20 protein-coding genes are annotated in these 16,591 nt (G+C 65.5%); 10 read left to right on the forward strand and 10 right to left on the reverse strand.

Annotated elements, in window-relative coordinates; translation table 11 throughout:
* The first annotated feature begins 1 nt into the window (after position 1).
* The 4 genes from NPJ82_RS17500 (at position 2) to NPJ82_RS17515 (ending at position 3,248) form a co-directional block, all read left to right on the forward strand.
* Positions 2-1,018 carry a CsgG/HfaB family protein gene (locus tag NPJ82_RS17500; RefSeq protein WP_342659249.1) on the forward strand — a complete coding sequence of 339 codons (1,017 nt, stop codon included), beginning with the start codon at positions 2-4 and terminating at the stop codon, positions 1,016-1,018.
* 189 nt (positions 1,019-1,207) lie between these two features.
* Positions 1,208-1,756 (forward strand): hypothetical protein, encoded by a 549-nt coding sequence (locus NPJ82_RS17505; RefSeq protein WP_342659250.1) that lies wholly within the window; start codon positions 1,208-1,210, stop codon positions 1,754-1,756.
* An 81-nt stretch (positions 1,757-1,837) separates the two neighbouring features.
* Positions 1,838-2,467, forward strand: coding sequence for a hypothetical protein (locus NPJ82_RS17510; RefSeq protein WP_342659251.1), 630 nt, complete (start codon positions 1,838-1,840; stop codon positions 2,465-2,467).
* A gap of 61 nt (positions 2,468-2,528) precedes the next feature.
* Positions 2,529-3,248, forward strand: a complete 720-nt coding sequence (locus NPJ82_RS17515; protein ID WP_342659252.1) for a hypothetical protein — start codon at positions 2,529-2,531, stop codon at positions 3,246-3,248.
* A gap of 9 nt (positions 3,249-3,257) precedes the next feature.
* Here the strand turns inward: NPJ82_RS17515 and NPJ82_RS17520 are convergent, their stop codons facing one another.
* The 8 genes from NPJ82_RS17520 to NPJ82_RS17555 all read right to left on the reverse strand — a co-directional run bounded on the left by NPJ82_RS17520 (position 3,258) and on the right by NPJ82_RS17555 (position 9,872).
* A complete protein-coding gene (locus NPJ82_RS17520) occupies positions 3,258-3,740 on the reverse strand; it encodes an RES domain-containing protein (RefSeq protein ID WP_342659253.1) in 483 nt (160 codons plus the stop codon).
* Complete coding sequence (locus tag NPJ82_RS17525; protein ID WP_112384095.1) at positions 3,737-4,171, reverse strand: antitoxin Xre/MbcA/ParS toxin-binding domain-containing protein; 435 nt, start codon at positions 4,169-4,171, stop codon at positions 3,737-3,739. Before NPJ82_RS17525 ends, NPJ82_RS17520 begins: the two co-directional genes overlap by 4 nt.
* 63 nt (positions 4,172-4,234) lie before the next feature.
* Positions 4,235-4,741 (reverse strand): GNAT family N-acetyltransferase, encoded by a 507-nt coding sequence (locus tag NPJ82_RS17530; protein ID WP_342659254.1) that lies wholly within the window; start codon positions 4,739-4,741, stop codon positions 4,235-4,237.
* Positions 4,742-4,815: 74 nt separating this feature from the next.
* A complete protein-coding gene (locus NPJ82_RS17535) occupies positions 4,816-5,712 on the reverse strand; it encodes a Gfo/Idh/MocA family oxidoreductase (RefSeq protein WP_342659255.1) in 897 nt (298 codons plus the stop codon).
* 64 nt (positions 5,713-5,776) lie between these two features.
* On the reverse strand, positions 5,777-6,367 hold the full coding sequence (locus NPJ82_RS17540; RefSeq protein ID WP_342659256.1) for a hypothetical protein: 591 nt from the start codon (positions 6,365-6,367) through the stop codon (positions 5,777-5,779).
* Between the two features lie 13 nt (positions 6,368-6,380).
* The gene (locus NPJ82_RS17545; protein WP_342659257.1) at positions 6,381-7,529 is read right to left on the reverse strand and encodes a zinc-dependent alcohol dehydrogenase; all 1,149 of its coding nucleotides are present in this window, start codon (positions 7,527-7,529) and stop codon (positions 6,381-6,383) included.
* A 98-nt stretch (positions 7,530-7,627) separates the two neighbouring features.
* Positions 7,628-9,499, reverse strand: coding sequence for a peptidase M61 (locus tag NPJ82_RS17550; protein ID WP_342659258.1), 1,872 nt, complete (start codon positions 9,497-9,499; stop codon positions 7,628-7,630).
* 46 nt (positions 9,500-9,545) lie between these two features.
* Positions 9,546-9,872: a hypothetical protein gene (locus NPJ82_RS17555; protein ID WP_342659259.1), complete on the reverse strand. Its 327-nt coding sequence runs from the start codon at positions 9,870-9,872 to the stop codon at positions 9,546-9,548.
* Between the two features lie 274 nt (positions 9,873-10,146).
* Here NPJ82_RS17555 and NPJ82_RS17560 point away from each other — a divergent pair, with 274 nt between their 5' ends.
* A complete protein-coding gene (locus NPJ82_RS17560; protein ID WP_211368549.1) occupies positions 10,147-11,088 on the forward strand; it encodes a replication initiator protein A in 942 nt (313 codons plus the stop codon).
* 462 nt (positions 11,089-11,550) lie between these two features.
* Positions 11,551-12,363, forward strand: a complete 813-nt coding sequence (locus NPJ82_RS17565; protein WP_342659260.1) for a helix-turn-helix domain-containing protein — start codon at positions 11,551-11,553, stop codon at positions 12,361-12,363.
* Positions 12,364-12,590: 227 nt separating this feature from the next.
* Here the strand turns inward: NPJ82_RS17565 and NPJ82_RS17570 are convergent, their stop codons facing one another.
* A complete protein-coding gene (locus tag NPJ82_RS17570) occupies positions 12,591-13,592 on the reverse strand; it encodes a ferritin-like domain-containing protein (RefSeq protein ID WP_342659261.1) in 1,002 nt (333 codons plus the stop codon).
* A gap of 30 nt (positions 13,593-13,622) precedes the next feature.
* A complete protein-coding gene (locus tag NPJ82_RS17575) occupies positions 13,623-14,582 on the reverse strand; it encodes a ferritin-like domain-containing protein (RefSeq protein WP_342659262.1) in 960 nt (319 codons plus the stop codon).
* A gap of 171 nt (positions 14,583-14,753) precedes the next feature.
* On the opposite strand from NPJ82_RS17575, the gene NPJ82_RS17580 reads away from it, so the two are divergent.
* The 4 genes from NPJ82_RS17580 to NPJ82_RS17595 all read left to right on the forward strand — a co-directional run bounded on the left by NPJ82_RS17580 (position 14,754) and on the right by NPJ82_RS17595 (position 16,520).
* Positions 14,754-15,299, forward strand: coding sequence for a sugar O-acetyltransferase (locus NPJ82_RS17580; RefSeq protein WP_342659263.1), 546 nt, complete (start codon positions 14,754-14,756; stop codon positions 15,297-15,299).
* Between the two features lie 106 nt (positions 15,300-15,405).
* Positions 15,406-15,558 carry a hypothetical protein gene (locus tag NPJ82_RS17585; RefSeq protein ID WP_161555593.1) on the forward strand — a complete coding sequence of 51 codons (153 nt, stop codon included), beginning with the start codon at positions 15,406-15,408 and terminating at the stop codon, positions 15,556-15,558.
* 57 nt (positions 15,559-15,615) lie between these two features.
* Positions 15,616-16,269: a ParA family partition ATPase gene (gene parA, locus NPJ82_RS17590; protein ID WP_342659264.1), complete on the forward strand. Its 654-nt coding sequence runs from the start codon at positions 15,616-15,618 to the stop codon at positions 16,267-16,269.
* Positions 16,266-16,520, forward strand: a complete 255-nt coding sequence (locus NPJ82_RS17595) for a ribbon-helix-helix domain-containing protein (RefSeq protein WP_342659265.1) — start codon at positions 16,266-16,268, stop codon at positions 16,518-16,520. Before parA ends, NPJ82_RS17595 begins: the two co-directional genes overlap by 4 nt.
* The last annotated feature ends 71 nt before the right edge of the window (positions 16,521-16,591 follow it).

Genomic DNA, 16,591 nt, shown 5'->3' on the forward strand with positions numbered 1-16,591 from the left:
GATGCGCGCTTCTCTCCTTATGATGGCGACCGGCCTGACCGCGAGCCTGTCGGGATGCGCCGCCTATGATGTCGGTCCGTCGCGCTACAATCCCCAGGCCTATGTTCCGGCCAAGACGCCAACCGAACTGCGCCTGAACCAGTTGCCGTCGCCGGCACGCCAGGTTGCGGTCGCGGTGTACGGCTTCGGGGACCAGACGGGCCAGTTCAAGCCCAGCGAAACCGGCCAAACGCTGTCGCGGGCGGTGACGCAGGGAGCCGGCTCGATCCTGATGAAGGCGTTGCAGGATGCCGGCAACCGCCAGTGGTTCACCGTGGTGGAGCGCGAGCAGTTCAAGAACCTGCTGAGCGAACGGCAGGTGATCCGTGAGATGCGCGAGCGCTATCTGGGTGAAACCGCGGTCAACCCGCAGGCGCTGCCCGCATTGCTGTTCGCCGGCGTGCTGCTGGAAGGCGGCGTGATCGGGTACGACACCAACACCGTCACCGGGGGCGCGGGCGCCGCATTCCTGGGGATCGGAGCGCACACCCAGTATCGCCAGGATACGGTAACCGTCTATCTGCGCGCCGTGTCCGTACGGACCGGCGAGGTGATGACCACGGTAACCGCCTCCAAGACGATCGCTTCCCGCTCGCTGAACGCCAGCACGTTCCGTTACGTGGCATTCAAGGAGCTGCTCCAGGCAGAAATGGGCATCACCACCAACGAGCCCGATCAGCTGGCGCTGCGTCAGGCGATCGAGAAGGCGGTGTACGGCCTGGTCATGGAGGGTGTCGAACTCAAGCTTTGGGATTTCAAGGACCCTGCGGCGGGCTCGCCGTTGCTGCGCGACTACAAGGTCGAGCGCGACGGGCAATTCGCCCCCGAACAGGTCCAGACGGCGATGAAGGCGGCCGATGCTGCCCCGCCGCTCAAGATCCTGGCGACGCGGGACCGGTTGAAGGACCGGGACGAGCCCGCATCCGGCCGCAAGGACGGGTCGTCAAAGGAATCATCCGGATCGGGAGGCGCGCTTTAAGTGGACCGCCGAACGACCCTGATGGCCGTACCCCCGCGGCATACGAACAATAACCGGGGGTCTTCACGACGGGGCGGTAACCCCGCCGTGAAGGAACGTTGCCGTGGAAAAACAACGATCATGTCGCCTCGCCGGCACCAACCAGCAGGGCGCCATGGTTATCACCTCATATCCTAAGGAATGACAACCATGAAGTTTCTCGTTCTCGCTTCGGCTTCGGTCCTCGCTTTCGCCACGCCCGCAATGGCGCAGGACTACAGCAACGCTTCGTTCGTCCAGCAGATCGGCAATGTGAACACTTCGACCGTTGACCAGAACAGCGGCAACCAGAAGTCGACCATCCAGCAGCTCAGCAGCAACGACACCGCGCTCGTCGAGCAGAACGGTACCGGAAACGAGTCGATCGTGCTGCAGCGTGAGACCGAGTTCGTCAAGGGCGGCAACCTCAGCGAAAACCGCATGTCGGGCGACGGCGACAAGAACTATGTCGTTCAGAGCGGTGCGAACAACGTGTCGTACACGACCTTCAGCCCGTCCTCGAGCAACTCGGTTTCGCTGATCAACCAGGACGGCGCCGGCAACTTCGCCGACTACACGTCGAACGGCGACAGCAACGAGTCGGTGATCACCCAGCAGTTCGACCAGAACAGCGCTTCGGTGTTCCAGATGAGCTCCAACAACTACTCGTATGTCGGCCAGAACGGCCTCGGCAACGCCGCGACCGTTACGCAGCACTAAGTTGCAGGAAGGTGCGCTCGCAGCGATGCGAGCGCACCTTTTGTCTTTGGTGCGAGCCGATCGGCTTCCGGACAAAAGGACATGAGCACGATGAGCATATGGCTATATGGCGCCATGACGGCTCTACTGATCGCGGCACCCGGCCTTCCTGCACATGCGCAGCGCAGCGCCGATGCACGGATATCGTCCGCTTCCAGCGCCTTTGTCACCCAGATCGGCGAAGCAAACATAGCCACGGTCCGGCAGAATGCCGACCGCAGCCAGAGCATCGTGCATCAATCGGGTAATCGCAACGTTGCCTCCATTCGTACCGATGGCAACGCGCGCGCCAGCGCCACGATGATCCAGTCGGGCAGCAATAACAGCGCGTCCGCAACGCAGGCAGGTCAGGGTCTTCTGTCGCTTGCAATGGTCCAGCAGGGTGTCGGCAACCAGATGGCCGCCACCCAGATGGGCAGCGCAGGCATCAATTCCGCGGTGATGTCACAGATGGGCGACCGCAACACCGCCACGCTGACCCAGTCGGGCAGCGACAACCAGGCGAAGCTGACCCAAACCGGCGACGACAACGCGATGACCGCGACACAGCTTGGCAGTCGCAACATGCTGGTCTGGGATCAACAGGGTAACAAGCTTCCCGATCTGGAAATCACCCAGTCTGGCGGTGCTTCGGTGCAGATCATGCAAACGGCTGGTTACGGCAAACCCTGATATGATCCGGTTGCCGCAGATCGATCGCCCCATCTCCTGTCGGTCTGTGATGTCCGGTGTCATGGTCGCGTCCGTTCTGCTTGCCGTGCCTGTTGAAGCCGCGCAGAATCGGGATCGCACGACCCCACCGGGCGGTCAGATTTCCAATGCACGCACCGGCGACGTCCAGACGGTGCCGCAGATCGCGCCGGAACGCGACCGGCCCGCAACCGTGCAGCAGCCCGAGCGTGCCGCACCGCTGAGCGGGGCCGCCCAGATCGCCCCGGTCGACCGCAGAATGCCGCTTCCCCAGGTTTCCGCACCGGCATCGCCTTTGGTCCCGACGGCACAGGCGTCGCGCGGCGATCGTTCGGTGCAGGCGGGCGAGCGGCTGACCCAGCCGAAGGAAAGTCGCAATGTGGCGACATCGCGCATCGCCGGCGCCGATCGCTGTGACCCGCAAAATCCGGCTGCTTCGGGTTCATCCGTCTGCCAGCAGGTGATCGAGGCACGCGCCGACAGCTTTGCGACCGAGCGTCCCGATTTGTCGCCAGAGGAGCGACTGCTCGTCGAGCGTTATACGCCGCAGCAGGAGCGCGGGATCCTTGCCGAGGTGCAGCGCGTCGGCCGCGACCAGGTCGACGCCAGCTCGGTCGACACGCAAGCGCTTGCCACCGTCGTGTTGGGACAACCGGTGCCCGATCCTGTTCCAGCCGAGAACATAGCTGAAGCGGGCGATCCGGTAATCGTGAACGACCTGTTGAACGCGGTGATCGACCAGACATCGGCAGGATCGCGCTGACCGGCGGACCTAACCGTAGAGCCGTTCGTCCCACCAGACCGGCTCCGGCAGACCATAAGTGATCGCGGCCGCATCCGGATGCGCGGGATTGATCAGGATGTTGCGTTCCAACCGCGCCGGGATCGAGGGAACGAGCAACAGTGCGCTGCGCCGGGCGGTAAACCAGTCCGCGCCGAACGTCTTGCACAGACCTTCATCCTTGCCGTCCCAGCCGGGATGGGCGGCGGTCTGGAAGATCTCGTAACTGGTGCCATTGGGGATGGTGATGCGGATATAATGCTGGTTGGGCGGTAGCACGCCATTGGCGTGGACCAGCTTTTCCAGCATCGCGGTCGAATAATGTTCGGACGTGTAGATGACCGGGCTGAGCGCCGTGTTCCAGCGGCCCGGATAAAGGCGCGCGCCTTCGCTGTCGTAGATCGGGTGCGCGCCGTGAGGGTCACCGATGCGATACGCGGTCAGGACGCGATCGGTGCGGTGGCCTTTCGTCACGCGCCGCCGCCATAGGCGGCGCGGCCGAGCAGGTTGATGACGAGGTCGGCGCCGGGGCTGGTGGCGAGGGCGACGTCGAGCGGGGGTTTGCCGTCGAGCATGGCGTGCGGGCGGGTCAGGAAGGCGCGGGCGCGTTCCGGCTCCCCATAGATGGACAGGGCGAAGCTGAACACCTTGGCCAGCCGGGCCAGCCGGTCGCCCTCCTCGCTGGTCAGCCGCTTGGAGGCGGATTTGCGGCGACGCTCCAGCGTCGCCTTGGGGATCAGCCGGAATTTGAAGCGCGCATCGTCGGGCGCGACGCTGTCGGCGAGCCGGTCCAGCGCAGTAACCGGCAACCCCTTTTCGATCGAATAGGCCAGCGCGAGGCGTGAGGCATGCAGGCCGGCGGTGACGCCGAGCAGCGCTTCGATCGATGCGGGTTGGGTCGCCATATCTGCCTCTTCTCAGTTGAGGCTGATATATGCCTCAACTGAGATCGGCGCAAGTTTTGGCGATCAGGCGAGGTGCCGGCGCAGCAGGACCAGTGTGCTGTCGCCGGGAACCGGCTCGCTGGTGAAGCCCATCTCGCGCTCCAGTTCGATCGCGCTGCGATTGTCGCGGCTTTCGATCGATTCCAGCGTCTGCACGCCTTTGGCTTTGGCGCGGGTGGCGACATGATCGAGCAGGGTCCAGCCGATGCCGCGGTTCTTCAGGTCGGCGCGCACCGAAATCGCGACCTCGCCGCGGCTGCCGTCATCGCTGGTCGCCAGCATCGCGGCGCCGACCACTTCCTCGCTGTCGGCATCGCGGGCGAGATACGCCTCCGACCGATCATGATCGGGGGCGACCATCGCCGCGATCTGTGCCGCGCCGACGGTGCGCACCGCGGTCAGGAAGCGGAAGCGGAGATCCTCGGGCGAGACCTCGCGGAAAAAGGCGGCAAGCGCGGAGGCATCGTCCGGCCGGGCGGTGCGTACCACCAGGCGGATGCCGGTCCGCGTGACGAGCGGCTGTTCGGTCATGGCATGGTCCTTTGTCGGGCGGTCTGCCCGGTCATCGTTCCACCGGGTGGATTGGTTCCGCTTCGGTGGACTCGTCATCGCCCCCCGGCGTGCTGCACGATCGCTTCGCACAGCCGGTGGGTGGCCATGATGTCGTCTGCCGCGGTCGGGCGCCGCGCGCGCACCGCGGCCAGGAAGTCGGCGCACATGGCGGAAAAGCCGCGCTGTTCGGCAACCGGCGTCCAGTCGCCGCGCCGGCGGACATGCTCGGTACCGTCCTGTTCGATCCGTTCGGCCAGGTTGACGACGGCGCGCTTGCCGTTGCCGCCCAATATGTCGATCCGCTCCTCGTCCAGACCGGAGGCGCGGTGCATCGTGCCGATCGCGTGATAGCCGTCACCTGCCAGGGTCAGCGTCACCGCCTCCAGCCGTCCATCGCGCATGACGGTTTCGATCGTCTCGCGCATGGGCCGTGCGGGGGCGAGGAAGCGCAGGGTATCGACGACATGGATGAAGTCGTCGAACACGACACGTCGGGGCATGTCGGCCTGTGCGTGGCGGTGCTTCTGCATCAGGATCAGGCTGCGCGGGGTCTGGCGGAGCGCGGCATAGTCGGGTGCGAAGCGGCGGTTGAATCCGACGCCGAGCAGCACATCCCGGTTCTGGGCCCGGGAGACCAGCCGTGCCGCCTCGTCCGCGTTGTCGGCAAGCGGCTTGTCGACAAAGACGGGGATGTCGCGCTCCAGCAGCGTCGTGACGAGGCCAGGATGCGCCGGCGTCGCGGCATGGACAAAGGCCGCGTCGAATGTGCCCGACGCCAGTGCCGCGTTCAGTCCGACATGGGCGTTTGCGATCCGGTAGCGGGCCGCAACGGCATCCAGCACGCCGGCGTCGCGCGTGGCGAGGTGCAGTTCGATATCGGGCAGTGCGGCGAGGACCGGCAGATAGGCCTTGCGCGCGATATCGCCTAGTCCGACCATCAATACCCGCATGTGCCTGTCCCCGCGCCTGTCCGTGGCCGTGCGATACCCGGACAGGCGCATGGAGGAAATGCCGCTAGCCGACGATCACCTCGCCGGGCTGGTTGCGCAGATTGTCGCCAAGCGCGGTTTCGCGGGTTTCGATCGTGATCGGCTTTACCGGGACGGGGGCGGGCGGCGTTTCGCGGCGCGGCTTGCGAAGGGCGAGAAACAGGCCGAGCGACAAGCCAGCGCCGACACCCAGCTTCATCGCCAGCCCCTTCTTGTTGTGCTGCCATTCCGCGCGGGCGCCCATCTCGCCGGGGATGTTGGGGATGATGCCGCGACCGAGATCCTCCACCACGCCCTCGACCACGTTGATCCGGTCGGCGCCCATCAGCAGCAGCCAGTGCCACCAGTCGGACTCGCTGCGCCGAAAAGCATAGCGGCGGATCATGCCGCTCACCCCGCTGGGCGGTGTCGAGGTGCCGATGACCGCGGGGAGGCGGTTATGCTCGATCGATTGCAGCACCTCGACATCCGGCTGCTGCTCGGGCGGGCGCGTCCAGGACAGGCCGCGGGTCTGTTGATCCTCGACATGGCGCATCGGATAGGTGGGGTCGTTCCGGGCATCGGCATCGACGCCCCAGCCCGGAATTGTCGAGGTGTCGACCAGAGACTTGCTCATGCCCTTTGCTCCTTCATGCGCCATGAGGCAGCAGCACGGGCTTGATACAGCCGTCGAGCTTTGCCGAGAACAGGTGATAGGCGTCCGCAATGTCGGTCAGCGGGACGCGGTGGGTGATCATCGCCTTGGGATTGATGTGCCCGGCCTTCAGATGGTCGATCAGGCGGGGCAGCAGGCGCTTCACCGACGCCTGGTTGGCGCGGATGGTGATGCCCTTGTTCACGACATTGCCGATGGGCACGATGTTGCCGGTCGGCCCGTACACGCCGACGATCGAGACGATCCCGCCCTTCTTCACCGAATTGATCGCCCAGTGGAGCGCGATGGCGTTGCCCGCCTCCAGCTTCAGCTTGGTGCCGATCAGATATTGCAGCGCGTTGCCCGCAGCGTCGCCGCCCACCGCGTCGATACACACATCCGCGCCCAGCGAGTCCGTCTGCTTCTTCAGGAACACGACGACATCGTCGATCTCGCGGAAGTTATAGACCTCGGCCGGACAGAATTGCCGGGCGAAATCCAGCCGGTATTCGATATGATCGATCACGATCACCCGGCCGGCGCCGAACAGCCAGGCGGAGCGCGCCGCCATCAGCCCGACGGGTCCGGCACCGAACACGACCACCGTGTCGCCGGGGCGGATGCCGCCCAGCTCCGCCGCCTGATATCCGGTCGGCACGACATCGGTCATCAATACCGCATCGTCGGGGTCCATCCAGTCGGGGATCACCATCGGGCCGACATCGGCATAAGGCACGCGCACATATTGCGCCTGCCCGCCGTCATAGCCGCCCGCCGTGTGCGAATAGCCGAAGATGCCACCGACGGCGGTCGCCTGGGCATTGGATTCGTGGCAGTTGCCGAACAGCCCCTGCTGGCAGAAATGGCATTTGCCGCAGGCGATGTTGAACGGCACCAGCACATGATCGCCGACCTTCAGATTTTGCACCGCGGGGCCGACCTGTTCGACGATGCCGCAGAATTCATGGCCAAAGGTCATGCCGACGCGCGTGTCGGGCACCATGCCGTGATACAGGTGCAGGTCCGATCCGCAGATGCATGACCGCGTCACCCGGACGATCGCATCCTCGGGGTGGAGGATGGTCGGCATCGGCTTCTCATCGGCCCTGACGCGGTATGGCCCGCGGTAGTTCATCGCCAGCATGCGCTGCTCCCTTGCATAGTCCGGCGGTGTCGCCGCGTCAGGGGATGAAGCGTAAGGGAGGGGTGAAGTTCCTTTGTTTATCGTGGGTTAGTAAGGTTTTACCATGGAAGCGGTTGCAGGATCGCGTCGATCCGGGACGGCGCGCCGGCAATCGCCTCGAGATGCGGATAGCGCAGGCCTGCGGGCACCCCGACCTGCACCTTGCGGTGCCGCGTGCCATGCGACACGGCAAGTTCGATCCCGTCGCTCGCCGCACATGCCCGTACCGCCTGGCGAAGCCGGTCGGGTGTGAAGCGACGGCCATTCACCGCCTCGACCCGGGTGCCCAGCGTGAGGGCGGCCTGATAGGCCGGGCCCTCCCAAAGCACGTCGGCGATCTTGCCCTCCGGCGTGACGGCGAGGCCGATCGAATGGGTCAGGTCGATCTGGCCGAACACCCCCTCGAACGACGTCTGATAGGCGCTGGGGTGATCGCGATAGACCAGCCGGTAGCCGCCCCGCTCCAGCCCGGCGAGCGGCGCATGCTCGTGGGTTTCGGTCAGTTGTGCGGCAAAGACGCCCTGCCAGTCGAACGGCGCGATGCCGTTCAGCGTGTCGACCACCTCGTCGAATTCATAGGTGTGGGTCGACCAGTCCCCCGGCGCGGCGGCAAAGAAGATGCGGGCGAAATCGTCCAGCGAACGGGTGTCCCCGGACAGTTCGCGCAACCGCGTGTCGACATCGAGCCAGATGAGCGCCCCTTCGGCGTAATAATCCTCGCTGCGCTGCCAGCTCGTCCAAGGAAGGGGCGCGCGGGCGGCGATGATGGGATCGCGGGTCGTGTCGATGGTGGGACGCCAGCGGCTGCCGGCGCGGACATCGTAGCGCGCAGCGGTAAAGGCGAGCGCGCCCAGCGCCTGCTCCGCAGACCACAGGCCGGAGCGGGCGGACAGAACATGTGTCCAATATTGGGTCTGCCCCTCATAGACCCACATCAGGCTGTTGCGGATCGGTTTTTCGAAACAGGGTGTCCAGGAGTCCGCACCGCGCCGATGCTTGCCGTTCCAGCTATGCACATATTCGTGCGGCACGGTGTCGCGCCGCGCGGCATTGTCCGCCCAGTCACGGAAATAGCCGGGGATGCTGACCGCCTCGAACGAGCGATGATGTTCGATGCCCACGCTCGTCAGCGTTTCGCTGAGCGCCAGAAGCATCTCGAACCGGTCGAAGGGGCGCGAGCGGAACAGCCGGTCGGCCTGTTCGACCACCGCGCGGTGGGCGTCGATCTGTTCGGGCGTCGCGCCGAGCAGATGCGGCTCGTCCGCGACGATGGTCAGGCTGACCTGATCGTCGAGCGCCTCGCGGCGAACATGGCGCCCGGCCAGCACCGGCGAGTCCACCAGCGTGTCGAGCGCGGTGTGCTCGAACCGGATCGTGCCATCGGCCTGATCCAGCACAGCCAGGGCACATGCCGCCTGCCAGCCAAGCGGTATCGTCAGGCTGGCATCGACCATGATGCCGCGCGCATAATGACCCGCCGGATACAGGACGCTGGTGTTCCAGGGCAGGCAGAGCATGTCGGGGGTACACAGCACCCGGCCCTGCGCCGGATCGGTAGGCGACAGGAACTGGAACTCCGCCTCGATCGCGTCGACGCCGTCCGGCACGTCGATGGCTAAGGCATTGACGGTCACCGGATGGCGCCGCCAGCGCAGGTCGCGCCCGCCGGCATGGACGCACAGCCCGGCGAACAGCTCGATCGGCGCCTGGGGGGCGTGAAAGCCCGGCAGCCATTTGGGATATAGCAGCACAAGCTCGCCGGCGCCCGTGACCGGGATGGTTTCGCGCACGCGGAAGATGCCGCGATCGACGTCGGTCGCATCGACGGCGAGGTGCAGCACCCCGCAATAGGGTTGATCGACGGGTTCGGGGATGCCGGGCGGATCGGGCAGCGGATGCGGCAGGTGAAGGGGCGGGGCGATGTTGTGCACTGGAAAGCTCCGGCAACAGGCGGGAGGGGGGACCGGAACGGGCGCGTCAGGACATCGAGTGCAGCGCATCGCGGCAATAGACGCGTGCGACGGGCATGCCGTTTTCGTCCAGCACGTCCATGCGTCCGTGCGGGTCGATCCTGCTGCGTCCGGCCCGTTTGAGCAGGCTGCACAGCCGGCGATTGGCATGGGCCAGCGCCAGCGAGACGCTGGCGGCCTGCAGCCTGCGATGGTCGACGATGCGACCCGACTGGTCAAATAAAGCTAATAGATACAGTCGCATAGACCGATAATCGAACGTGCCGGCCCGCCGTTCCCAGGCTTGATCCGGATCATCACGATTGTGGGCGGCCCCCATGCCGGGCGGGAGCAAAGGGGGGTTTTCCGTGTGAAAGCACGAATGGGGCGGGCGATCGCCGGCCGTGGAGCGCCAGGCCCCTCGCGTTTTCCGCGTGAAAACAGGTCCGTTGGCCGGTGACGGCGTCCAGGCGGCGGAAATACGGGTTTTTCCAAGCAATTCGCCCCCAATGGCAGCGGCGGGTGACGAATATTCGTGCTTTCACGCGGAAAACCCCCTCGCGCCGCCCGGCGATGTGGACAAGGCGCGGGGATCGCCACATGCTCCGGCCCGACGGGAAGGCGGGACGATGGGCGAGATTTCACGACGGCAAGACGATCTGTTTCCGCTCGACAGTCCGCTGTACGGCGACGTTCAGGGCGAGCGGACCGTTGCGGAATTTCCGTTCTTCGCGCTGACCAAGAAGGCGCAGATGACGCCGATGATCTTCGAGAGCGGTGATGCGCGGATCGAGATCAATCCCAGCAAGACGGGCGTCGCGACGATCTACGACAAGGAGATCTTGCTCTACATCGCCAGCCTGATGGCCGCGCGGATGGAGCAGGGCGAACAGGTCGAGCGGGTGATGAGCTTTACCGCCAACGACCTGTTCCGGGTGACCGGCACCAATGCCTCGGCGCGGTCCTACACCTCGTTGAAAGCGTCGCTCAACCGTCTGCAGGGCACGCAGATCATCACCAATATCGAGACGGGCGGGGAGGGGTCGGACAGCGCCTTTTCCTGGCTGCTGAAGGCGGACATCAAATATACCAAGCTGCCGTCCGGCGAGCGCCGGGTGAAGCGGGTCGAGGTGATGGTGTGCGACTGGCTGTACCGCGCGATCCTGACCGACCGGCGGATCGCGGCCTATCATCTGGACTTCTTCAAGCTGGGACCGATCGAACGCCGCCTGTACGAGCTGGCCAAGTTCAACTGCATCGACGACGAGGCCGGCTTCACCATCGATCTGGAGGCGCTGGCGACGCGGGTCGGCTGCGCAACCGACAAGCGCGGGCTGGAATATCTGAAGAAGCAGTTGCGCGACGTCGCCGACAAGCAGCCGCTGCCCGAATATACCGTGATGCTGGATGAGGAGAAGATGCCCTCGGCACGCGGCGGACGCCCGCGGGTGCGCACGCTGGTCAGCTTCCGGACGCGGCCAAGGCCGCTATCGGATGAAAGCGGTGACATGGACGAGATCGGCGGGGAGGGCGCGGAGCCGGATTTTCCGTGTGAAAGCACGAATCCGTAAGGACCCGTCCTTCTGGCAGGCGATTCTGCGCGCACGGCGCCGATGCGGACCATGATCGGCGCTCGAACGGGGGGTTTTCCGCGTGAAAGCACGAATCTTTGTTGAGGTTTTCCGCGTGAAAGCACGATTCAACGCGCTTGGGTAAAACCGCTTTGGCGGCAATGATGACCCTTGCGCGATTCAGGTGTGTGCAGCCGGCGGTTTGATGATGCCGGGCACAGGCCAGGGTCGGGTGGTGGCGGGTATGACCCCGCGGCCGGGGACGAAAAAGGGACCACCATGACCGGATAAAGGAAACCCGGCACGAAGGCCGGGCATCCAAGGTTCATATCGACACGCCGGCAAGCGTGTGCGGGATCACCTCACTCGTGATCTCCGGATACATGATCCTGCCCCTTCCCGCAAGGATGCGCGTTTCGCGCCACGTCATTCCTTTGCCCGAGCATGTCCCGCATGGGGATCATGACGATGGCGATCATCACGGTTGGAGCGGCCTCGCTCCAGGCGCTAGGTAACATGCGCGCGCGCAAAGCTGCGCGATCGGGCGCGGTGCATCGTACCGGCGCGCCGGTGCTGCGCGGCAGCCTGGAAGCGGGCAGCTTCGAGGAGGCGTTCTTTGCGGTGCCGGCAAAGGGCGAGACCGATCGCCTGCTCCATGTCGCGCGGCGCACGCTGGACGCGGGCCGCCGGCTGCGCCGGGATGCACGGGCCGGAATGCGGACGCTGAGTGTGCGCGAACGGTGGATCGTGCGGCTGAGCGCGGGAGCGGTGCGCATCTTCGAAGAGCTATTGACGCTGGCGCGCCTTAACCGCGGCCGCGTCTATCCCTCCTATGACCATCTGGCGGAAGCGACGGGGATGGGACGGGCGACCGTGGCGCGCGCCCTGACCGTTTTGGAGGGCATCGGCTTTCTGGTGCGGCAGCGGCGTTTCCAGCGTGTCGGCAGCGAAGGCGGCACCGCGCGCTATGCGCAGACCTCCAACGTGTACCGGGCGCTGATGCCGGCATCGGTCGAGGCCTATCTGCCGCGCTGGATGCGGCCTGCGCCGCTGCCCGATGACGAGGCGCAGCATCAGGCGGAGCGCGCCGAGACGATGCGTGACATGCTCGGCACGCTTTCATGCCGTGACCTGGCGGAAGTGACGGTCAGTGGTCCGCTTGGCAGGATCCTAGCCCGGTTGGGCGCGACTCTCGATCGACAGGGGTGCGAGTCTCAAAAGGATCCTCAACCGCTCTCAGAGTCTATTCATATGCACCTGACGGTGTCGGCCTAGCCGGCCGACGACATCCGCCTGACGACGCCGAACGCGGAAAAGACAGCCAGAACAACAAAGGAAACCGAAACGGGAACGGTCGGCGCACCGGCTATGCCGGCGCGAATGCTTCCCGATGGAAGCAGGCGGTTGGCCGCAGCGAGAGATGACGGCTGGTCCCCTCGCGGTCATGACGTGTAGAAGTGGCGGGGGGTCGACAATCCTACACGTCATGGCCGCCGGCGTTATCAGCCGTTCGCGGCGCTCGACCGGACATTGCCGTTGACGCCGGCCGGGAAGAACCCGCCCTGCGTCAACGCGGCACGATTGAGATAGGCGATGTTGAGCACCTGTTGCGGGGTACGGCCAAAGACGATGCCGTTCGCATCGGCCGGCACGATGTTCGAGGTGTCGGCATCGCCCGTCACGCCCTGGTCGAGATCGGCCGGACCGTCGAGGCTGTCGCGCGCGTCCGAGATACGGCCGGCGTTGGTGCGCAGCACCGGCAGGTCGAGACCCTTGCGATAGATCATCGTGCGCAACAGGCCCGAATGATAGGCCTCCACCGCCAGAATGCCGGCTGCCGCCTCCAGGATGACCGGGCTGGCGATCGCCGCGGCCGAACCCTTGTACGCGGTGACGCCGACATCGCTGAGCAGCATGCCGCCCAGCAACCAGTTCTCATCCGACGCATAGGGATCGAACGTCTCGTTCGGGCCGATCACCCCGGCCGAGCGCGCGGCTGCGGTAAAGGCGCCGTTGGCACCGCCATCGATGTTGATCGCGGGCTGGGCGATCGCGGCGCTGCCGAGCTGCTGGCGCAGGAACGTGACGTGCGCATTTTCGTCGGCTGCGATTTCGCGGGCATAGGCGGCGATGCTGTTGTCGCCAAAATTGACGCGGCGACCGCCGGTGACGGCGCCTTGCGTGCCGGTGCCGCTGGTCAGCGAGGAGGCGAGGGAGGTGCCGAGCGCGGAGGACAGGTAATAGTTCGCCTCCAGATATTCGAGGTTCAGCGCGAAGTTCAGAATGTCGGCATCGGCCGCGCCGACCGGGGCCGGTGTCGGGGTGGGCGTGGGCGTGGGGCCGGGTATGATCGTCTGTTCCTCGTCATCGTCGCACGCGCTGAGCATCGCGGTACCGCCAACGGCAGCGACGCCGGTGCCGGCGAACTTCAGGAACCGACGTCGCGCCGCCCGGCGCTTTTCCGCCAGTTCGAACACTTCAAGCAGACTGTCATGATCGATCATGCTGTGTCCCCTTTGGGATAAGCGAGGAGGTCAGGCGGAAAGCGCGCTGGAGCGGATCGTGCCGTTGACGCCGGCCGGGAAGAACCCGCCTGCGGTGACCGCGGCCGCGTTCAGATAGACGATGTTCAGCACCTGCTGCGCGGTCCGGCCAAAGGCGATGCCATTGGCGTCGGTAGGCGCAATATTGGCGACCTCGCCGGCCGCACTGGACACGCGGGCAATGCCCTGGTCGATGTCGGCACTGCCGTCGAGCCGGTCGCGCGCATTGGAAATCGCCTCGGTATTGGCGATCAGCGTCGGCGTGGCGATGCCCTTCTGGTCCAGCGTCGTGCGGATCATCGCGGCATGATAGGCCTCGGCCGCATGGATGCCGGCTGCGGCATCGATATAGGTCTTGTTGGTGAGGAGCCCGACCGAACCCTTGTACGCGGTGACGCCGACATCCTCGAACAGGAAGGCGCCGAGCAGGAAATTCTCGTCGGAGGCATAAGGGTCGAAGGTCGCATCCGCGCCGGTGATGACGCCCGCTACGCGGGCCGCGCTGCTGAACCCGCCGCCTGCCGCGGTGCCGACGTCGATCGTCGGCTGTGCGACGGCCGCAGCGCCGAGCTGCTGGCGCAGGAAATTGACATGGGCGATCTCGTCCAGCGCGATCTCACGCGCATGCTGCGCGACGATCGGGTCGGAGAAGCGTACCGCCCGCCCGCCGGTCGCAGCGCCCGGCGTACCGGTGCCGCCCACCGAGGTCGCAGCGATCGGTGTGCCGAACACCGCATAGGAATAAAAGTTTGCTTCCAGATATTCCAGGTTGAGCGCGAAGTTCAGCACATCGGCATCGGTCAGCGTCTGTGCGGCCGCCCGGTTGGCAACCAGGAATGAGCCGGCACCGATTGCAGCCGCCCCCACTGCGGCGCGGAAAAAGGCGCGGCGCCCTTCGCGGCGTCGTGCCTGTCCTTCCAACGCTTCGAGCAATTGATCGCTTTGTGTCATGTGCGAACCTCCCATCAGGATGGTCGCGAAGCTCCCGAACGAACCCCTATGTTCCAAGTTATTGATACGCATACGTAAAATACTTGTGTTTTGAGCGTGTTTCTTGATCTGGATTGTCTTTCCGGCCGCGTCGCGGGACGGAGAAGCAACGACCATGGAGACGGGGCGCGCATGACCCAGAAAGACAAGATGCTGGCGGGCGAACTCTACACTGCCGACGATCCCGAACTGGCGGCCGATGCCGCGCGGGCGATGCGGTGGCTGGAGCGCTACAACCGGATGCTGGCGGCGCCTGCCCCCGATCGGCACGCGATGCTGGTGGAGGGACTGGGCAGCGCCGGCGCGGGGGCGACGATCCGGCCACCGTTCCACTGCGACTATGGCTACAACATCCATCTGGGGCAGGGCGTGTTCCTGAACTTCGGGTGCACGATCCTGGACGTGGTGCGCGTCGATATCGGCGAGGGAACGCAGATCGGGCCGGGCGTGCAGATATTGACCGCCGATCATCCCCGCGATCCTGCCGCGCGGGCGCAGATGCTGGAGTTCGGCCGACCGATCAGGATCGGCGCCAATGTATGGATCGGGGGCGGCGCGATCATCGTACCGGGCGTGACGATCGGCAACGACGCGATCATCGGCGCGGGCAGCGTGGTTACCCGCGATGTGGCCGCAGGGGCCACGGTGATGGGCAACCCGGCACGGCCAAGAGGCTGAAAAGAGTGCCATAATCGATCACTCAATGCCGTGTTTATCAATGTTCTGATAAGGTGATCCGTGGCATAAGCGCGGTGTAATCACTTTATCCGAAAGCATAAGCGCGGTGCTCATCCTTCTTCTTGCGGTTGCGTGGATCGTCGTGTCGGTGACGGCCGGGCTCGTGCTGGCGCGTGCGATCGGCGCGATGGAGGCAAAGCCGGTCGTGCCCGCCGAACCCGCACCCGCGCCGCAAGCGGATCTCGCCCACCAGAACTAGGGTCGACGGCGATTCGCTGCTCGACATGTCGCGGTGTCGACACGTAGAGCAGTCGATATGCCGACAATCGCGATCATCAGTCAGAAGGGCGGGGCGGGCAAGACGACGCTGGCCATCCATCTCGCCAGCGCGGGGCAGGAGGCAAGCCAGGTTTCGCTCATCATCGACACCGACCCCCAGGCCACTGCCGGCCAATGGGCGACATGGCGCCAGGATGCGCCGCCCGAGGTGATCGACAGCCCGCCACCGCGGCTGGCCGCCAAGGTGCAGCAGGCGATGGGGCAGGGCGCACAGTTGGTGGTGATCGATACGCCGCCCCATGCCGACAGCGCGGCGCGGGCGGCAGTCGAGGTGGCGGACCTGGTGCTGATCCCGTGTCGACCGAGTGCGTTCGACCTGTCGGCGATCCAGACCACCGCCAAGCTGGTCCAGTTGCTGCGCAAGCCGGCTTTCGTCGTGTTCACCGCCGGCGCGCCCAATGCCCCACGCATCTATGCCGAGGCGAGCGAGCTGGTGGACAGCTATGGCACGCCGCCCTGCCCGGTGATCCTGCCCGACCGTGCCATCTATCGCCATGCCGCGGCCGAGGGGCGGACCGTGATGGAGGCCGAACCTGCAGGCAAGGCCGCGGACGAGATCCGCCAGCTCTACACATGGGCGAGCCGCCAGCTCGGCCTCCCCAAGCCCCGTTTCAGGAAGGTGCCCGCATGAGCCGCAAACCCAGTTTCGCCAATCTGCGCAGCCATGCCCCCGCTGCTCCTGCCGCAAAGCCGGAAGAGGATCGCGCCACGCGCCCCGCCAGCCGCGAAGGCCGCAAGCAGATCGCCGGCTTCTTTTCGCCGGAAATGTCGCTGGCGATGCATATGACCGCGCGGCGTCAGGGCCGGAGCCTGCAGGCGCTGATGGCGGAGGCGTTCAACGACGTGTTGAAGAAATATGGCGAGAGCCCGATCGGCGATTAGGCGGCCATATCGGCGCGGCGCACGGATTGCCGCGCAAGCCCAACCCTGCAATTGTACGAGTAGAAAAAACC

The sequence above is a fragment of the Sphingomonas sp. NY01 genome (assembly GCF_038809135.1).
Classification (GTDB): domain Bacteria; phylum Pseudomonadota; class Alphaproteobacteria; order Sphingomonadales; family Sphingomonadaceae; genus Sphingomonas; species Sphingomonas carotinifaciens.

Excerpts from the sequence above, each read along its gene's own strand:
- NPJ82_RS17500 (WP_342659249.1), top strand. The coding sequence starts at position 2 with ATGCGCGCTTCTCTCCTTATGATGGCGACCGGCCTGACCGCGAGCCTG.
- NPJ82_RS17505 (WP_342659250.1), top strand. The coding sequence starts at position 1,208 with ATGAAGTTTCTCGTTCTCGCTTCGGCTTCGGTCCTCGCTTTCGCCACG.
- NPJ82_RS17510 (WP_342659251.1), top strand. The coding sequence starts at position 1,838 with ATGAGCACGATGAGCATATGGCTATATGGCGCCATGACGGCTCTACTG.
- NPJ82_RS17515 (WP_342659252.1), top strand. The coding sequence starts at position 2,529 with ATGGTCGCGTCCGTTCTGCTTGCCGTGCCTGTTGAAGCCGCGCAGAAT.
- NPJ82_RS17525 (WP_112384095.1), bottom strand. The coding sequence starts at position 4,171 with ATGGCGACCCAACCCGCATCGATCGAAGCGCTGCTCGGCGTCACCGCC.
- NPJ82_RS17530 (WP_342659254.1), bottom strand. The coding sequence starts at position 4,741 with ATGACCGAACAGCCGCTCGTCACGCGGACCGGCATCCGCCTGGTGGTA.
- NPJ82_RS17535 (WP_342659255.1), bottom strand. The coding sequence starts at position 5,712 with ATGCGGGTATTGATGGTCGGACTAGGCGATATCGCGCGCAAGGCCTAT.
- NPJ82_RS17540 (WP_342659256.1), bottom strand. The coding sequence starts at position 6,367 with ATGAGCAAGTCTCTGGTCGACACCTCGACAATTCCGGGCTGGGGCGTC.
- NPJ82_RS17545 (WP_342659257.1), bottom strand. The coding sequence starts at position 7,529 with ATGCTGGCGATGAACTACCGCGGGCCATACCGCGTCAGGGCCGATGAG.
- NPJ82_RS17560 (WP_211368549.1), top strand. The coding sequence starts at position 10,147 with ATGGGCGAGATTTCACGACGGCAAGACGATCTGTTTCCGCTCGACAGT.
- NPJ82_RS17565 (WP_342659260.1), top strand. The coding sequence starts at position 11,551 with ATGACGATGGCGATCATCACGGTTGGAGCGGCCTCGCTCCAGGCGCTA.
- NPJ82_RS17570 (WP_342659261.1), bottom strand. The coding sequence starts at position 13,592 with ATGATCGATCATGACAGTCTGCTTGAAGTGTTCGAACTGGCGGAAAAG.
- NPJ82_RS17575 (WP_342659262.1), bottom strand. The coding sequence starts at position 14,582 with ATGACACAAAGCGATCAATTGCTCGAAGCGTTGGAAGGACAGGCACGA.
- NPJ82_RS17580 (WP_342659263.1), top strand. The coding sequence starts at position 14,754 with ATGACCCAGAAAGACAAGATGCTGGCGGGCGAACTCTACACTGCCGAC.
- parA (WP_342659264.1), top strand. The coding sequence starts at position 15,616 with ATGCCGACAATCGCGATCATCAGTCAGAAGGGCGGGGCGGGCAAGACG.
- NPJ82_RS17595 (WP_342659265.1), top strand. The coding sequence starts at position 16,266 with ATGAGCCGCAAACCCAGTTTCGCCAATCTGCGCAGCCATGCCCCCGCT.